This window comes from Pseudoduganella buxea (assembly GCF_009720835.1).
Classification (GTDB): domain Bacteria; phylum Pseudomonadota; class Gammaproteobacteria; order Burkholderiales; family Burkholderiaceae_D; genus Rugamonas; species Rugamonas buxea.
Window position 1 is genome coordinate 1 of sequence record NZ_WNKZ01000039.1, and the last position, 15959, is coordinate 15959.

9 protein-coding genes and 1 pseudogene are annotated in these 15959 nt (G+C 67.7%); 4 read left to right on the top strand and 6 right to left on the bottom strand.

Annotated features, from left to right (window positions below):
• Both GM672_RS28375 and GM672_RS14535 read left to right on the top strand, forming a co-directional pair.
• Positions 1-994: pseudogene (locus tag GM672_RS28375) on the top strand (hypothetical protein); the annotation flags it as partial.
• Positions 995-1067: 73 nt separating this feature from the next.
• Positions 1068-1424 (top strand): apolipophorin, encoded by a 357-nt coding sequence (locus tag GM672_RS14535; protein WP_155471253.1) that lies wholly within the window; start codon positions 1068-1070, stop codon positions 1422-1424.
• A 42-nt stretch (positions 1425-1466) separates the two neighbouring features.
• Here GM672_RS14535 and GM672_RS14540 read toward each other — a convergent pair whose 3' ends face one another.
• The 4 genes from GM672_RS14540 to GM672_RS29745 form a co-directional block, all read right to left on the bottom strand.
• Positions 1467-3608, bottom strand: coding sequence for a tetratricopeptide repeat-containing diguanylate cyclase (locus tag GM672_RS14540; protein ID WP_229427684.1), 2142 nt, complete (start codon positions 3606-3608; stop codon positions 1467-1469).
• 205 nt (positions 3609-3813) lie between these two features.
• Positions 3814-5583, bottom strand: a complete 1770-nt coding sequence (locus GM672_RS14545; RefSeq protein ID WP_155471284.1) for an ABC transporter ATP-binding protein — start codon at positions 5581-5583, stop codon at positions 3814-3816.
• A 67-nt stretch (positions 5584-5650) separates the two neighbouring features.
• Positions 5651-7402 (bottom strand): ABC transporter ATP-binding protein, encoded by a 1752-nt coding sequence (locus tag GM672_RS14550; RefSeq protein ID WP_155471254.1) that lies wholly within the window; start codon positions 7400-7402, stop codon positions 5651-5653.
• A gap of 112 nt (positions 7403-7514) precedes the next feature.
• The gene (locus GM672_RS29745; protein WP_155471255.1) at positions 7515-8468 is read right to left on the bottom strand and encodes a phasin family protein; all 954 of its coding nucleotides are present in this window, start codon (positions 8466-8468) and stop codon (positions 7515-7517) included.
• A 245-nt stretch (positions 8469-8713) separates the two neighbouring features.
• Here GM672_RS29745 and GM672_RS14560 point away from each other — a divergent pair, with 245 nt between their 5' ends.
• Positions 8714-10000: an amidohydrolase family protein gene (locus GM672_RS14560; protein WP_155471256.1), complete on the top strand. Its 1287-nt coding sequence runs from the start codon at positions 8714-8716 to the stop codon at positions 9998-10000.
• A 1-nt stretch (position 10001) separates the two neighbouring features.
• Complete coding sequence (locus tag GM672_RS14565) at positions 10002-10541, top strand: GNAT family N-acetyltransferase (RefSeq protein WP_155471257.1); 540 nt, start codon at positions 10002-10004, stop codon at positions 10539-10541.
• Here GM672_RS14565 and GM672_RS14570 read toward each other — a convergent pair.
• Positions 10493-13741, bottom strand: a complete 3249-nt coding sequence (locus tag GM672_RS14570; protein WP_155471258.1) for an alpha/beta hydrolase-fold protein — start codon at positions 13739-13741, stop codon at positions 10493-10495. The two genes, GM672_RS14565 and GM672_RS14570, sit on opposite strands and share 49 nt — an antisense overlap.
• The gene (locus tag GM672_RS14575; protein WP_155471259.1) at positions 13738-15612 is read right to left on the bottom strand and encodes a glycoside hydrolase family 13 protein; all 1875 of its coding nucleotides are present in this window, start codon (positions 15610-15612) and stop codon (positions 13738-13740) included. Before GM672_RS14575 ends, GM672_RS14570 begins: the two co-directional genes overlap by 4 nt.
• Between the last annotated feature and the right edge of the window lie 347 nt (positions 15613-15959).

The window sequence follows — 15959 nt, forward strand, 5'->3', positions numbered from 1 at the left end:
GGTGGTACCGCCTGTGGTGCCGCCGGCCGCGGCACGGCCGGCATCCCCGCCGGCACCCCGTCCTGCGCCCACGGCGGCCGGACCCACCCCGGCCCAGCCGCCGCTGCGAAAACCCGTTGGCAAGGTTACGTGGGCGCTGGTGGCCTTGTTCCTGCTGGCCGTCTGGTTCCTCGTCAAGCCGGGCGACCCGTCGAAGAAGTTCGACGGCCGGGTCGACGAGGCCGTGGCGCTGACGAAGCAATGCCGCATCGCCGATGCCCGCGCCGAGCTGGCCGAGCTGCGGTCAAGCAAGGCCAGCCGCGACCAGCTGGCCCGTTTGCAGGGCGCCATCACCAGCGCGGCCACGGCCTGCGAGCGCAAGCAGCAGCGCACCCGCGCCTGGGCCGATACGCAGAAGGCGCTGGAAACGGCCTTAGCCAGCGGTGCCGTCGACAAGGCATCGAGCCGGCTGGCGACCTTTACCCGCAAGTGGAGCGAAGACGACGAAACGCGCGAGTGGCGCAGCCGCATCGACGCACGCCGTGCCGAGAAGCTGCTGGACGAAGCCAATGCCTGCCTGGCCCGCAAGGACCGCGCCTGCGTGCAGGCGAAACTGGAGGCTGCGGCGAAACTGAAACGGCCGGAAGCATCGCCCCGCATCGAGGCGCTGCGCGAATCGCTGTCACGGCTGCTGGAATCGACCTTGCTCGAAGGTGGCGCCGCGGCCCAGCCGCCGGCGGCACCGCCGGCCCAGCCGGCGCGCCAGCTCAGCACCGCCAATTTCGTCGAACCGAATGCGCGCGAGGCCGGCCGCCTGCAGTTGGAGGCCGAGCGCGAACTGGCGCAGGGGAACTACCGGGGCGCGATGAGCAAGGCGGCCCAGTGCGCCACCCTGGTGGCCGGCGGCGGGCGCGAATGCCAGCTGCTGCGCGACCGCGCGGCCCGGCTCGACCGCGAGTACCAGCAATGCCTGGTCGGCGGCCACCAGTGGTCGGGCGAGCGCTGCCAGCAGTAGGGCGGCAGCGCCACCGGCGCGCGGCGCTCGTGGGAAATTTGCTAGACTGTGCGGCAACACGAAGGAGGCCACCATGACACTCATTACACGCTGCCTGCCGGGCTGCCTGCTGCTGCTGGCGCTGGCGGGCTGTCAGGACAAGGACCAGGACCGGCGCGTCGACGGTCCGGCCGAGCGGGCCGGCCGCGAGTTGGACCAGGCGGCCAAGAAGGCGGAAGTCCACCTGGACAGGGCCAATGAAGAACTGAAGGTGGCGGCCACCAAGACAGGCCGCGAACTGGACCAGTTTGCCGGAAAGGCTGGCGAGCACCTGGACAAGGCGGCCGACGTGGTAGGCCGCAAGCTGGAACGGGCCGGCGAAAAGATCCAGGCCAATGCGCGCGAAGCGCGCGAGGATGAGCCGGCGCCGAAGGGCGAGCGCGCGAAGTAATCCAAGCGGGGATGGCGATTGCGCCATTCTCCGCATTTTTCCTCAATGCCGCCGGCTTTTGAGCGGTACCACATTGCTCGGCACGGCCTGATCCGGTGTCGCCTCGGGCGGCGGCGGTTCTCCCGCCGCGCCACCGAGCACCACCGACATGTCCACGAAGCCGTCGCGCCAGGCCTGTTCCAGGTTCTGCTCGATCGCTTCCATCGTCGTCTGGCCGAACTTGGCGAAGCCGCGCACGCCGTAGGCGCGGTTGCGGCCGTGCGACTTGGCCAGGTACAGCGCCATGTCCACCAGGTTGACGGCCCGTTCCCACGATATCGCCACGCCGCCCGGCGCCAGCGGGAAGGGGGCGAAGCCGACCGACACGTTGACGGGAATGACAGTGCCCTGGTACTCCAGCGACTGCGACGAAATGCTGTACAGGATGCGCCGCGCCACTTCGTCCAGGCCATTGCGCGACACGGCCGGCAGGAAGGCGAGGAATTCCTCGCCGCCCCAGCGCACGATCATGTCCGTCTCGCGCAGGGCCACGCGCAGGCTTTGCGCGATCATCTTCAGCACGGCGTCGCCGGCGGCATGGCCGAAGGTATCGTTGACGTTCTTGAAATGGTCGACGTCGAGCAGGAACATGGCACCCACCGTATCGTCAGCCAGGTTGCGGCGCTCGTCGTCGCCGGCGCGCACGTCGGTGCGCATGAAGTCCTGGAAGTGGCGCCGGTTGTACAGCATCGTCAGCGGGTCGAGCGAACTTTGCTGCTTCAGTTCCAGGTTTTTCTCTTCCAGCTTGGCGTTGGCGTGGCGCACCTTGCGGTACAGCAGGCCGACGATGGCCGACACCAGCGCGAACACGACGGCCAGCAACCACCAGATGCGCTGCTGCAGCCGCCGGTTGTCCAGTTCCGCGCCCTTGACGCGGTTTTCCTGGCGCAGCGCCTCGATCTGCTGCTGCTTTTTCTCGGTATCGTATTTCTGCTGCAGGTCCAGCACGGCCTTCTGGCGCTGTTCGGCGAACATCTCGCTGGAGATCCTGCGTTCGCGGTGATACGCGTCGACGGCCGCCTTGTAGTCGCCGGCATGTTCCAGCGCGCCGCCGTATTCGAGCAGCACGGCCTGCAGTTCCGGCTTGTCGCCCTGCTTTTCATAGGTCGCCAGGCCCATCTCGAACTGCTGCTTGCCCTCGGACACGCGGCCCTGGCCCAGGTAGGCCTGGCCCAGGTTGATGCGCGCCGTGGCGATATCGTTATTGCTGTTGACGTCGATGGATGCCTTCAGGGCCTGGCTGGCATAGGTCTGGGCTTCGTGGTACTTGTGTTCCTTCAGGTAGCTGTCCGACAGGTTGACCAGGGTCGTGGCCATCATCTGCCGGGCGCCGATGCTCTTTTCCAGCGCCAGGCCTTCGAACAGCGCACGGCGGGCCCGCTTGAAATCCTTCAGCTCGATGGCCAGGCCGTACTCATTGCTGAGGGCCGCGGCCACGCGTCCTGGCGTACCCATCGCGCGGGCGATCGCCATCGCTTCACGCTGGGTGTCCGATGCCTTGTCCAGTTGGCGCATGTTTACGTACAGCATGACGAGTCCATACAGGGCGTTCGCCAGCGGTCCCTGGTCGCCCTCGATCTTGCGCGCCATGTCCACGGCGGACTGCAGGCGTGCCAGCGCCAGCGGGTAGTTGCCTTGTTCCTGGTAGGACTGGCCCGCCACGATGGTGGCCGCCACCAGCACGTCTGGATTGCCGGTCGTCCTGGCAATGCGCTCGGCCTCGAAGGAGGTGGCATGTGCCGCGGCCAGCTGTTCGAGCATGTACTGGGCGTTGGCGCGCGCGATCAGGCCCTTGACGAGGGTGATATCGTCCTTCTGCTCCTTGCCGAAGGCCACCAGCCGGTCGGCCAGCACCAGTGACTGCTGCAGATTGCCGATGCTGCGCTCGGCACTGCTGTAGTAGGACAGGAAATCGGCGCGCTGCGCCGTCGGCGCCGTGGCGATGTCGCCCTGCATGACCTGCAGCTGCTGCAGTGCCTGTTCGGGCATGAAGCGCACCATTTCGCGGACCTGCTGCAGCCGTCCCGCCAGCGAGTCGTCGCCGAACGCGAGCATGGGCAGCAGCCATAGTGCGGCGGCGCAGCGGCGCAAGGTGCGGACACCGGTTGCTTGCGTAAGATATTCTGACAGGATGGTGGATGCCACTTGCGGTCCTCGAGCTGCACGGCGCGAAGACGTGGCGGCGTGTTAGCGCATTATATGCCCGTTGCTGTTGAGAACGATCAAGCGCGCGGCAATCCTGCCATTGAAAAATCGCCTTAACGCTTTTACGCAACACAGTTATCTTCGAGTTATTATCAGCCTGTTAAGTCATGCCCGGGCGCCGCAGGGCGTCCGGGCCGGCAGGTGATCAGGCCGCCAACTGTTGCAGCAAATACAAGCGCTGGTACAGGCCGCCGTCGATCTGCATCAGGGCTTCGTGCGACCCGGTTTCCTCGATGCGGCCATGGTTCAGCACGACGATGCGGTCGGCATCGCGGATGGTCGATAGCCGGTGCGCGATGGCGATGATGGTCACTCTACCGCGCAATTCGTTCATGGCCTGCTGCACGATCTGCTCGGTCTGGCTGTCGATGCGCGACGTCGCTTCGTCCAGCAGCAGGATGCGCGGCTCGCCGGCCAGCGCGCGGGCGATCGCGATCAGCTGCTTCTGGCCCGAGGACAGGCGCGAGCCGCCTTCACCCAGCAAGGTGTCGTAGCCTTCTTCCAGCGCGGCGATGAATTCGTGCGCATGGGCCGCGCGGGCCGCTTCCTCGATGCGGCTGCGCGGGAGGCCGCGGCCCATGTCGATGTTTTCGTGGGCCGACGCGGCCAGCAGGAACGGGTCCTGCGGCACCAGGCCGACGTCGGCACGGAAGTGCTCGTTGTCGATATCGTCCAGCGGCACGCCGTTCATCAGGATGCTGCCGTGGCGTGCCGGGTAGTAGCGCAGCAGCAGCGACAGCAGGGTCGACTTGCCGCTGCCCGTGTGGCCGACGATGCCGAAGAACGCGCCATGCGGGATATCGAGCGTCAGGTCGTGCAGCACGCGCTGGCCCTCGTTATAGGCGAAGTCCAGATGGCGGATCGACACGGCCGGTCCGCTGGCGGGGGTGCGCGCTTCATTGGCTGCCGCCTTCGCCGCACCGGGCTTGCCGTGTTCCAGCGTGTTGGCTTCGTCCAGCAGCCCGGCCACGCGGGCGCTGGCCACCACCGACTGCTGCAGCTGGCTGAACTGCATGGTGATCTGGATCAGCGGCTCGATCACGCGGGCGATGTAGTTGATGAAGGCGTACAGCACGCCCACTTCGGCCGCGTTCATCATGCCGCTGCCGCCGCGCTGGCCGAAGAACCAGATCACGGCGGCCAGCAGCACGACATTGAGCATGTCCAGCGCGGGGCGCAGCAGCCACGCGTTGGCGCGGATCTCGGCCACGCGCTGCGTGTAGTGCTCGGCATTGGTGCGGCCGAAGCGTTCGCCGAAGCGGCCTTCCGCGTTATTCGCCTGCAGCACCGTCATGCCGCCGATCGATTCGGCCATCTGCGCATTGATGTCGCTGCGCAGCTGGCGCGCCCGCGTCACGGCCGGCGCGGAAAGGCGCTGGTACAGCCAGACGATCAGCAGCACGCAGGGCATCAGGGCGACGACGATCAGCATCAGGCGCCAGTCCAGCCACGCCATCGCGGCGATCGTCCCCACCAGCACGATGGTGCTGTCGAGGATGACGAACAGCACCTGGATATACAGGCCCTTGACGGCCTCGGTGTCGTTCGTCACGCGCGAGACCAGCTGGCCCGTGATGGCGCGGTCGAAGAAGGCCATCGGCAGGCGCAGCACGTGGCCATAGACCTGCTCGCGCAGCCGCTGCACGGAGCGCATCGCCAGGCCGGACAGTCGCACCAGCTGCAGATAGCGCAGCCACGTGGAGGCGCAGCCGGTCAGCACCACGCCGCCCAGCAGCAGGGCCATGGCCTGCCAGTCGAGCGCGCGCGGCAGCAAGTGCTCGTCGATCAGGCGCTTGCCCAGCAACGGACCGATCACCTCCAGGCCGGCCGCGCAGACCAGCCACAGCACGGCCCAGTACAGGTGGCGCCGATCCGGTTCGGCGGCGCGGCGCAGCAGCCCGAAGGCACGGCGCATCTGTGCTTTCTGCTGCTGCCGTTCTTCCTGTTTTTCTTCCTGCGTTTCTTCCTGCTTGTATTGTGAATCAGATTGCATCGAGGCTGGCCTCCAGTTGTTGGTAGCGCCACTGGCTGGCGTACCAGCCGTCCAGGGCCAGCAGCTCGTCGTGCGTGCCCGCTTCGACGATGCGGCCCGCCTTCAGCACGACGATGTGGTCGGCATTGACGACGGCCGACAGGCGGTGGCTGGCGATGATGGCGCTGCGCACGGGGCGGGCCCGGCGCAGTTCTTCCAGGTGCTCCAGGATGCGCGTTTCCGTGCCCGTGTCGACGGCCGACAGCGCGTCGTCCAGCAGCAGCAGGTCGTTATCGGACAGCAGGGCGCGGGCAATCGCCACGCGCTGGCGCTGACCGCCGGACAAGGTGATGCCGCGCTCGCCCACTTCCGTCTCGTACCCGTGCGGGAACAGCTTGATGTCGTCGTCGATGGCGGCCAGGTCGGCGGCATGCTCGACCTCCTGGCGGCTCGCATCGGGCCGCGCCAGGGCGATGTTCTCGGCGATCGAGGCGGAAAACAGGAAGGACTCCTGCGGCACCCAGCTGATGGCGTCGCGCAGCGCGGCCAGCGTGTAGTCGTCCAGCGCATGGCCGCTCCAGCGCGCGCTGCCTTCGCGCGGCGTCAGCTGGCGCAGCAGCACGCGCAGCAGGGTCGACTTGCCCGCGCCGGTGGGACCCACCAGGCCCAGGGTCTGCCCAGGTGCCAGGCGCAGCGATACATTCGACAGCGCCGGCTCCGACTGGCCCGGATAGCTGACGGTGACGTTGTCGAGCACCAGTTCGCCCGGCGCCAGCGTCTTGATGTTGCCGTGGTCATCGATCGACAAGGGCGCATCCAGCAACGGCTGCAGCCGCGCCCACGCGGCGCGCCCCCGTTCGATCAGCGACAGCACCCAGCCGGCCGCGAACATGGGCCAGATCAGCTGGCCCAGGTACATCGAAAAACTCGTCAGCGCGCCGATGGTCAGCTGGTTCTGCCACACCAGGTAGCCGCCCACGCCAAGGGTCAGGCCGGTGGCGGCCGTCAGCGCCAGGCCCACGGAAGGTTCGTAGGCCGCTTCCCAGCGCTGCGCCGCCAGGGTCGAATCGGCTGCCTTGCCGGCCAGTTTGCCGAAGGTGTCCGCGCTGCGCGTTTCCAGGCCCAGGGCACGCAGGGTGCGCACACCCGTCAGCGTTTCCTGCACGTGGTCGTTCAGGGCCGAGAAGGCATGCAATGCGTCGGCAGATGCCGTGTGGATGTGGCTCGAAATGCGCCAGAACGCATAGGCCATGAAGGGGAAGGGCAGCAGCGCGATCAGGGCCAGGCGCCAGTCGACGCCGAGGGTCATCACGCCCAGCACCATCACCAGGGTCAGTGTGCCGTCGAAGCCGGCCAGCATCGCCTCGCCGGCGGCCATCTCGATGGCATCGATGTCGTTGGTGGCCAGCGCCATCAGGTCGCCCGTGCGCTGCTTCTGGTAGAAGGCGGGGCCCTGCAGCGACAGGCGGCGGTGGAAGCGCGTGCGCAGTTCCACGCCGAGGCGGTAGGCGGCCGAATACAGGCGGATGCGCCATGCCACGCGCAGGGCGTAATTGGCGACGCCGACCAGCAGCAGGATGATGATATCGGCCAGCAGTTCGTCCCGCGTGAGCCGGTGCGCGGCAAGCGCGTCGATCATGGCGCCGACCTGGCGGGGAATCCAGATGGCGATCAGGGCGACGCCGACCAGCATGACCGCGGCGCCAGCGTACGCCCGCCAGTGCGACCGCACGAAGCCGGCGATTAGCCTCGTTAAACTCATGATGTATCCTTCGACGAAGGTCGACAGGATACATCAGCAGGGCATATCTTGCCGGACAGGGCCGGGTCCGGTGCAGGGACCCGGCGTGGCAGGGTGGAGGAGGGAGGTGGGCTTACTTGCGCGGCTGCGACTTGCCGCTGTTCGGCACCGACTTCAGCGAAGCGGCACCCTTGTCGGCGATGGCCGACAGGGCTTCGGCGACGGGCTTGGCGGCCGGGCGGCCACGCATGGTTTTCGGTGCGGGCGTGGCCTCCGGTGCTTCGGCCGTTTCAGCCGCCGGCGTCACGGGCGCGGCATCGGCGACGGCGGCGGCAATGGCGGCCGTGGCCTGTTCCACATTGTCGCTGGCCGTCGCGGCGACCTGCCCGGTGTTGTGCCGGGCCGCCTCCACGACGGGCGCTGCCGCCTGCACGGCCTGCTCGCCGGCCTTGGCCGCCTGCTGCACCGCCTGTTCGGACGCATGGGCCACCTGCTGCGTTGCCTGCCGGGTCGCATCACTGGCCTGGTGCAAGGCGGCATTGGCCGCCTCGGCCGTCTGCGTCACCACCTGGCGGGTCGCATCCACTGCCTGCGTCGTGGCCTGGCTGGCCGACTGCAGGACAGCCTGCAATCCGGTCTGGGAAGCGGCCTGCAAAGCCGTCTGCGAGGCGGCCACGTCCTCCGTGACCTTGCCGACATTGGCCGCCGTCAGGGCCAGCGTCTTGCTCGCGGTGGCGCGGAACTGGTCGCTGGCCGATTGCAGCAGGTCGACCTGGGCCCGGCTGGCGATGCCATACAGCTCGCGGCCATACGACAGCAGGCCTTCCACGGTGGGCAGGGGGCGCGCGGCCAGCGCCAGCACCTCGCGCGGGTCCTTCGCTTCCAGCAGTTCGCGAGCCGACGTGGTGCTGCGCTCCAGGACGTTCTTTGCCGCGTTGATGTTCAGCGCGGTGACCTGCTGGACGTTTTCCACGGACTTGCGCAGCACGGTATTGAAGAAGTTCAGCTGGGTTTCGATTTGCGACTTGCCGCTTGCCGACAGTTGCTCGGTGATGGACGACGTCAGTGAAGAGGTAGGCGAAGACATAAGCACTCCTTTGAATTTGGAATAGTGCGTGGGAATAGTGGGATTGGCGCCTGCGAATGGTGCGATGCAATAAAGACATTCTAGCGACGATTGCAAGGGTTGCAAAGCGATTTCGGACCGTGCCTGGCTGAGTTCGAGTCGAAATTTATGCACTGCAACATTGCGTCGCGGCGGCCAATGTCCAGCAATTCATTGCACGAAGCGGGGGCCTTTGCCTACAATCAGCCATCAACCGAGGAGGGACGATGGACGCAGTGATCCGCAACGCCACGCTGCCGGACGGCCGCACCGGCATCGATATCGCCGTCGAAGGAGGGCGCATCGCCGCCGTGGGACCCGCCCTGCCGGTGCAGGCCGGCCGCACCATCGACGCCGGGGGCGACCTTGTCACACCGCCCTTCGTCGACGCCCACTTCCACATGGATGCCACCCTCAGCTACGGTCTGCCGCGCGTGAACGCCAGCGGCACCCTGCTCGAAGGGATCGCACTGTGGGGCGAACTGAAGCCTGCGCTCACGCAGGAGGCCCTGGTGGAGCGGGCGATGCGCTATTGCGACTGGGCCGTCGCGCGCGGCCTGCTGGCCATCCGCAGCCACGTCGATATCTGCGACGACAGGCTGCTGGCGGTGGAGGCGCTGCTGGAAGTGAAGCGGCGCGTGGCCCCGTACCTGGACCTGCAGCTGGTGGCCTTTCCGCAGGACGGCCTGCTGCGCAGCCCCACGGCGCTGGCAAACCTGAAGCGGGCCATCGGCCAGGGCGTCGACGTCGTCGGCGGCATTCCCCATTTCGAACGCACCATGGCCGACGGCGCCGAATCCATCCGCATCCTGTGCGAGTTCGCGGTGGAGCACGGCCTGCGCGTGGACATGCATTGCGACGAATCGGACGATCCCCTGTCGCGCCATATCGAGACGCTGGCGGCCGAAACCCACCGCCTCGGCCTGCATGGCCGGGTGGCCGGCTCGCACCTGACGTCGATGCATTCGATGGACAACTACTACGTCAGCAAGCTGTTGCCGCTGATCGCCGAAGCGGGCGTGGCCGCCATTGCCAACCCGCTCATCAACATCACGCTGCAAGGCCGCCACGATACCTACCCGAAGCGGCGCGGCATGACGCGGGTGCCGGAACTGATGGCGGCCGGCGTCGACGTCGCCTTCGGCCACGACTGCGTGCTCGACCCCTGGTATGGCATGGGTTCGGGCGACATGCTGGAAGTGGCGCACATGGGCCTGCACGTGGCGCAGATGACGAGCCAGGACGCCATGCGCGCCTGCTTCGCCGCCGTCACGTCCACGCCGGCCCGCATCCTCGGGCTGGAAGGCTACGGCCTGGCGCCAGGCTGCAACGCCGACCTGGTGCTGCTGGACGCGGCCGACCCGGTCGAGGCGATTCGCTTGCGCGCGGCGCGGCGCATGGTGATGCGGCGCGGGCAGGTGGTGGCCGAGTCGCCCCGCGCGGTAGCGCGCCTGGACCTGCCGGGCCGGCCGGCGACGGCCGATTTCCGGCTCGGCACAAACGCGCCGCGCTGACATGCTGGTGCTGGAAACCCCGCGGCTGCGGCTGCGCACCCTGGAAACGGACGACGCACCGTTCTACCTGGCGCTGATCAACGACCCGTCGTGGATCGAGCATATCGGCGACAAGGGCATCCGCACGCTGGAGGAGGCGCGCGCCAATATCGTCGCCGGCCCGATGCAGATGCAGCTGCGCCTGGGCTATTCGCTGTACCTGGTGGAGCGCCGGGCCGACGATGAGCCGCTCGGCCTGTGCGGCCTGATCAGCCGCGACACCCTGCCCGGCACGGATATCGGCTACGCGCTGCGCCCGGCCCACTGGGGCCACGGCTATGCCTTCGAGGCGGCCAGCGCCGTGCTGGCGCACGCGCGCGACCGGCTCGGCCTGCGGCGCCTGTACGGCATCACGTCGCCGGACAACGCCGCCTCGAACGCCATGCTGCGAAAGCTCGGGCTCCAATTCGTCGAACTGACGACCCTGGGCCTCGAAACCCGCCTGACCAATGTCTATTGCGTCGACTTCCTCGCCGGGAAGAACCAGGTCAACGGGCGATAGACCCGGCTGGCCCACGCCGCTTCGCTGTGCGTGCCGCCGGCGTCCTCGTAGTACAGCAAGTCCCTTCCTTCGCGGTAGCCCTGCTTGACGAGCGCCGCGCGGAAGTCGCGCGTGGCGTCGATGCCGTCCATCGCCGTGCCGGCGTCGATGTACAGGCGCACCGGCAGCCGCTTGTCGACCCGCGGCGGATTGGCCACCAGCGTTCCATTGTTCCACCAGTAGGAGCCGGACAGCGAGGCCGCCTGACCGAACACGTGCGGGTAGCGCTGCGCGACCTGCAGCGAGGCGATGCCGCCCAGCGACGAGCCCATGATGGCCGTGTCGGCGCGGCCCGGCAAGGTGCGGTATCGTGCATCGATCCACGGCTTGACGGTATCGACGACAAAGGCGCCGTACTCGCCCAGCTTGCCGCCGCCCCAGCCGGCGTCGCAGCACGGTGCGTATTCGGCGATGCGCCCGGGCGTGTTGTCGATGCCGACGATAATCACTTCGCGCATGGCGCCATGGGCCACCAGCCGGTCCGCCACTTCGTCGAGATGCCACTCGGTGCTGTAGGCCGTCTTCTGGTCGAACTGGTTCTGGCCGTCGTGCACGTACAGCACGGGGTAGCGCCGTTGCGGATTGGCGGCATAGCCGGGCGGCAGGTAGACGCGCAGGCTGCGTTCGTTGTCCAGCTGCGGCGAGCGGAATTTCTCGATGATTTCCAGGCTGCCCCGGGGGACCGGCGCGTTCGCGGCCGTGCCGGCATTCGTGCGCAGCAGGCGCAGCCCGAGCAGGTCGAAGCGGTTCGACGGTCCCGCCGCGCCCCCGGCATCCTGGTAGGTGGCGTTCGACGCCAGGTAGCTCATATTGGTGAAGTCAACCAGCTGCGCCACGTAGCGGCCAGGCGCCAGGGTGGCCGCCAGCGGCGTCGAATACAGCGCCTTGCCGGCGGGCGAATGGGGCAACTGCACGACGCCCTGCGCCACCAACTTGCCAGCGGCATCCTGCACTTGCAGCCATTTGACGCCGCCGCTGATGCCCAGGTTGACCTGGTGCGCGTTGTTGCGGTAGTGGACCTGCACCTGCCACGTGCCGGCCCTGGGCACGACGATATCGCTGGCGGTATAGCGGTCGCCGGCCCCGCCCCAGTCCTTCAGTGCCGGCGCGGCCGGCAGGGCGATCGTCTGGCCGATGCAGGCCGGCGCGCTGTGGTGGCTGCGGTTGCCGGAAGCCGTGAAGGTGGCCTCGACCGCGTAGCAGGCCGCGTCGCCGGCGCCGGTATCGGTCCAGCTGCGCGCCGTGACGTTTGACGCCACCGGCTTGCCGTCGCGGTAGACCGTCAGCGTGCTGCCGGGAGCAAGCTCGCTGAAACCCAGCACGGCCTTGGTGCCGGCGCGCGTGACAGCGGCGATGACGGGTTCCGGCGGCGCGAAGACCTTGCTGTCCTCCGCCAAAGGTTCGGCCGTTACCCGCGTGATCTCCTGGCGTCCCGGCTCCAGCTCGCCCAGGGTGACGACGATGCTGCTGTCCTCGGGCAACTGGTCCCACTTGACGGGGAAGGGCGTATCCTTGCCGTTCAGGGTAATGCCCTGGACGGGGAACCAGCCGTCGGTGCGCGCCACCGGCGGCAGCTTGACACGCACCGTCAGCCGCTTGCCCCGTACCGTCAGGTTCGACAGGGTGATGGTATCGCTGCCGTGGAAGGTTTCACCGCGCAGCCGCGCCGTGATGAAGGGCTTGATAGCCAGGCCGTCGTGCGTGGCGTCGACGCCGAACACGCCGCCGACGATGGCGCCCAGGTAGCCGCCGACGGACCACAGCTGCCGGCGCGAATTGACGACGGGGCCGTCCAGTTCCTTGCGGCCCGGGTGTTGCAGCAGTGGCTGGCCTGTCAGCCACTCCAGGTTTTCCATGTTCGAGCCGCTGACGGCGGCGCCGCGCAGCAGGGTGTTGTAAGCCGCATCGGCGACGGCTACATTGCTGTTCGCAATCGCCGCGCGCAGGCCGTAGGCCGTCACGAACGGCCAGATCGCGCGGTTGTGGTACACCGCCCGGCCCGGCTGCTGGGGCCAGATCACGGGCGCGCCCATCGGTCCGTGCGGGTAGCGCGCCAGGATGCTGCGCGCCTGTTCCGGGTCGGCGATGCCGGCCACGATGGCCAGCGACTGCCCCAGCCAGTCGAACTTGTGCAGGGGAGCGCCGTCGAAGTGGCCGGCCGTGACGCTGCCGTACATGCCCGCGTCCTTCAGCCAGAAGCGCGCGTTGATGGCGTCCTTCAGCTTTGCGGCCCAGCCTTCCCAGCGCTGCGCGTTGGCACTGTCGCCCGCTTCCCGCGCCAGCATCGCCGCCAGGGTCAGGGCCTTGTAATGCGCCACATTGGTGGACAGGGCTTTCGAGCTTGCCATGAAGGGCAGGTCGCCGGGAATCCAGCCGGCGTAGCTTTGGTCGCGCCAGTCGAGGAAGGACTGCTCGCCGTTGTACAGGCCGGCAAGCGCGTCGAAGGCCGCCACGCGGTCGATCTCGATGGTGTTCGCCAGCGCCTTCAGGGCCGTGGCGGCGAACTCTGCGCGCTGGGCCGGCGCCAGCGTCTTCAAGGCCTGGTCCGCGCCGAAGGCCCACGTAACGCGGTCGGTGCTGACGGGCCAGCTGCCGCCGCTGCCCGTATCCTGGACGATCTGCAGGCCATCGGCGCTGCCGGGCACCTGGGACGCCTTGGCCACGCCGGGCCGGTAGTCGGACAGCTTGAACAGCAGCGAATTGCGCACCCGTTCCGGATCCAGCAGGGCCAGGCCCAGGTCGGCCGCATACGACAGGTCGCGCGTCCACACATAGTGCCATTTCTCGCCCGTCTCGAAACACGCGCAGGCGATGGCCTGGCCGCCGTTGTAGCTGTCGTCGCGGATTGCCGCCACTGCGTTCTGCCGCATCTCGGCGCCCGCCATGGCGAACAGCGCGTCGAAGGCCAGGTTCCCGCTGCGTACGCGGGGCAGGGAGGCGTCTTCCTTGTAGTGCACCGTCTGCGCGTCGCCCGGGCGGAGCGGCAGGTCCGTCGTGTGCGTGTAGCTGCGCGGGCCCGCCTCGATGCCTTCGGCGGCGAAGCGTACCGTGACCTGCTTGCCCCAGGCGCCATAGGTGAGGCTTTGCTCGGCGCCGTGCGCGGAGTCGGCCGCCAGCGCCAGGGTCAGGAGGGCGGCCAGGGGTGTCCGGTTCAAGTTCATTCGAGCTCCAGGATCAGGGCGCTGCGCGCGGGAAGGGTCAACTGGCCGGCGGGTGTGAAACGATATTCGGTGCCGTCGATGACGTCGATGCCCCGCGTCACGCCGGCCAGCATCTCGCTGAAACGGGCGGTGGGCAGGGCGGTGGGGGCGGCGTTCTTGTTCAGGACCACCATCACTTTTTTCGCGCCGTCGTGGCGGAAGAAGACGTAGGTGTCCTGCTCCGGCCCGAAATGCCGGGTGCGCCCCCGGTGGATGACGGTGGCGCCCTTGCGCCAGTTCAGCAGCTTTTTCAGCCAGGCCTGGGCCTCGCGCTGGGGCGCCGCCAGCCCGGCACCCGTGAAGGCGTCGACCCGGTCGCCGGCCCAGCCGCCGGGGAAGTCACGGCGGTACGAGGCGTCGTCACGGCCCTTGACGGTGCTGGTCATCAGGATCTCGCTGCCGTAATACAGCTGCGGAATGCGGGGCGCCGTCAGCACGTAGGCCATCGCCATGCGCCACAGGGCCACGTCCTCGCCCACGACGCTGAAGGTGCGGGGCAGGTCGTGGTTCCCTTCGAACAGCACCAGGTTGGCCGGGTCCGGGTACAGGTAGTCGAGCGACAGCGTTTCATACAGGTCGGTCAGGCTGAAGCCGCCCTCGTGGCTGTTCACCGCCGTGCTGGCGAGCGCGCGGCGCAGCGCATCGTTGAGGGGGAAGTCCATCAGGCTGGGCAGGTGCGACACATAGCCGTCGAAGTTCTGCTTGCCCCGCTGCCAGCGCGCGACCACGGGTACGCGCGTGCTCCATTCCTCGCCCACCAGGTTCAGGTTCGGATACTCGGCCATCAGGCGGCGCGACCACTCGGTCAGGAAGCCAGGGTTGGAATAGCCCCACGTGTCGACGCGCAGGCCGGACAGGCCGGCATACTCGATCCACCAGATGCTGTTCTGGATCAGGTAGTTGGCCAGCTGGGGATTGGCCTGGTTCAGGTCCGGCATGCCGGGCGAAAACCAGCCCTCGGTGAAATTGCGGATATCGGCGGCGCCGGCATACGGGTCCATCGTGGCCGTGCGGTGGTGCTGGGTCAGCACGGGATTGCCGCCGTAGCTGATCCAGTCCGGCGCCGGCAGGTCCGTCATCCACCAGTGACGGCTGCCGATATGGTTCAGCACCACGTCCTGGATCACGCCGATGCCCCGGGCCCGGGCGGCGGCCACGAACGCGCGGAAATCGTCGTTGCTGCCGTAGCGCCGGTCGATCCGGTAGAAGTCCGTGGCGGCATAGCCGTGATACGAGTAGGCCGGCATATCGTTTTCCACCAGCGGTGTCGGCCACACCTGGGTAAAACCCATCGCACTTATATAGTCCAGGCGGGCCGTCATGCCGGCCAGGTCGCCGCCGTGGCGCCCGCCACCCTTGGCGCGGTCGGCCTTTTCCAGCAGCGGCGCGACGCTGTCGTTGGCCGGGTCGCCATTGGCGAAGCGGTCCGGCATTACCTGGTAGATCGTGTCGCGCGGGCCGAAGCCCCGGCGGGCGGCCGAACCGGGCTCGCGGGCCAGCAGCCGGTAGCGGTGGCGCAGGGCCGCGGCCTTGCCACCCGGCGCGGCGAATGCGATATCGAAGGCGCCTGGCTGTACGGCGTCGTCCAGCACGAGGTCGACGAACAGGTAATTCGGGTTGGCGCCGCGCGTGACGGCAGCGATGCGCACACCCGGGTAGTCCAGCATGGGCTGCAGGGCCGCGATTCCGGGGCCGTGCACCATCAATTGCAGGCCCTTGTGCTGCATGCCGGCCCACCAGAAGGCCGGTTCCAGGTGGTCGATCCGGTGGGGCGCGGCCGGGGCGAGCGCGCAGGTGCCCATCAGCAGGGCCAGGACGGCGGTGCGGTGCATAGGTCTCCAGAAGCAGTGAAGTAGTGGAACTACAGGGTCTAGCTGCCCCGTTAAGCTGCATTTAGAGGGAGAATACTACGCAACTGGGGCTTGATCAAACGTCTACATGACAACCGTGTCAAAAAATCTAGTTTAAATACACGCCTCGAGCGATTTTGAGCGTTTCGCTACAATTCGTTGCTGGAAGTGGCCATTCGGAAAGATTATCTGTAGTTCCACTACAGCTCGACGGTGCGGCGACTGTGCCGCAAATACAACGAGGCGCGCTGTGGCGCCAGATAGCGCCCCGGAAAACGACATTTTTCCTTGTAGTCGGATTGAACTTTAATTGACACCCCATCTAGTTT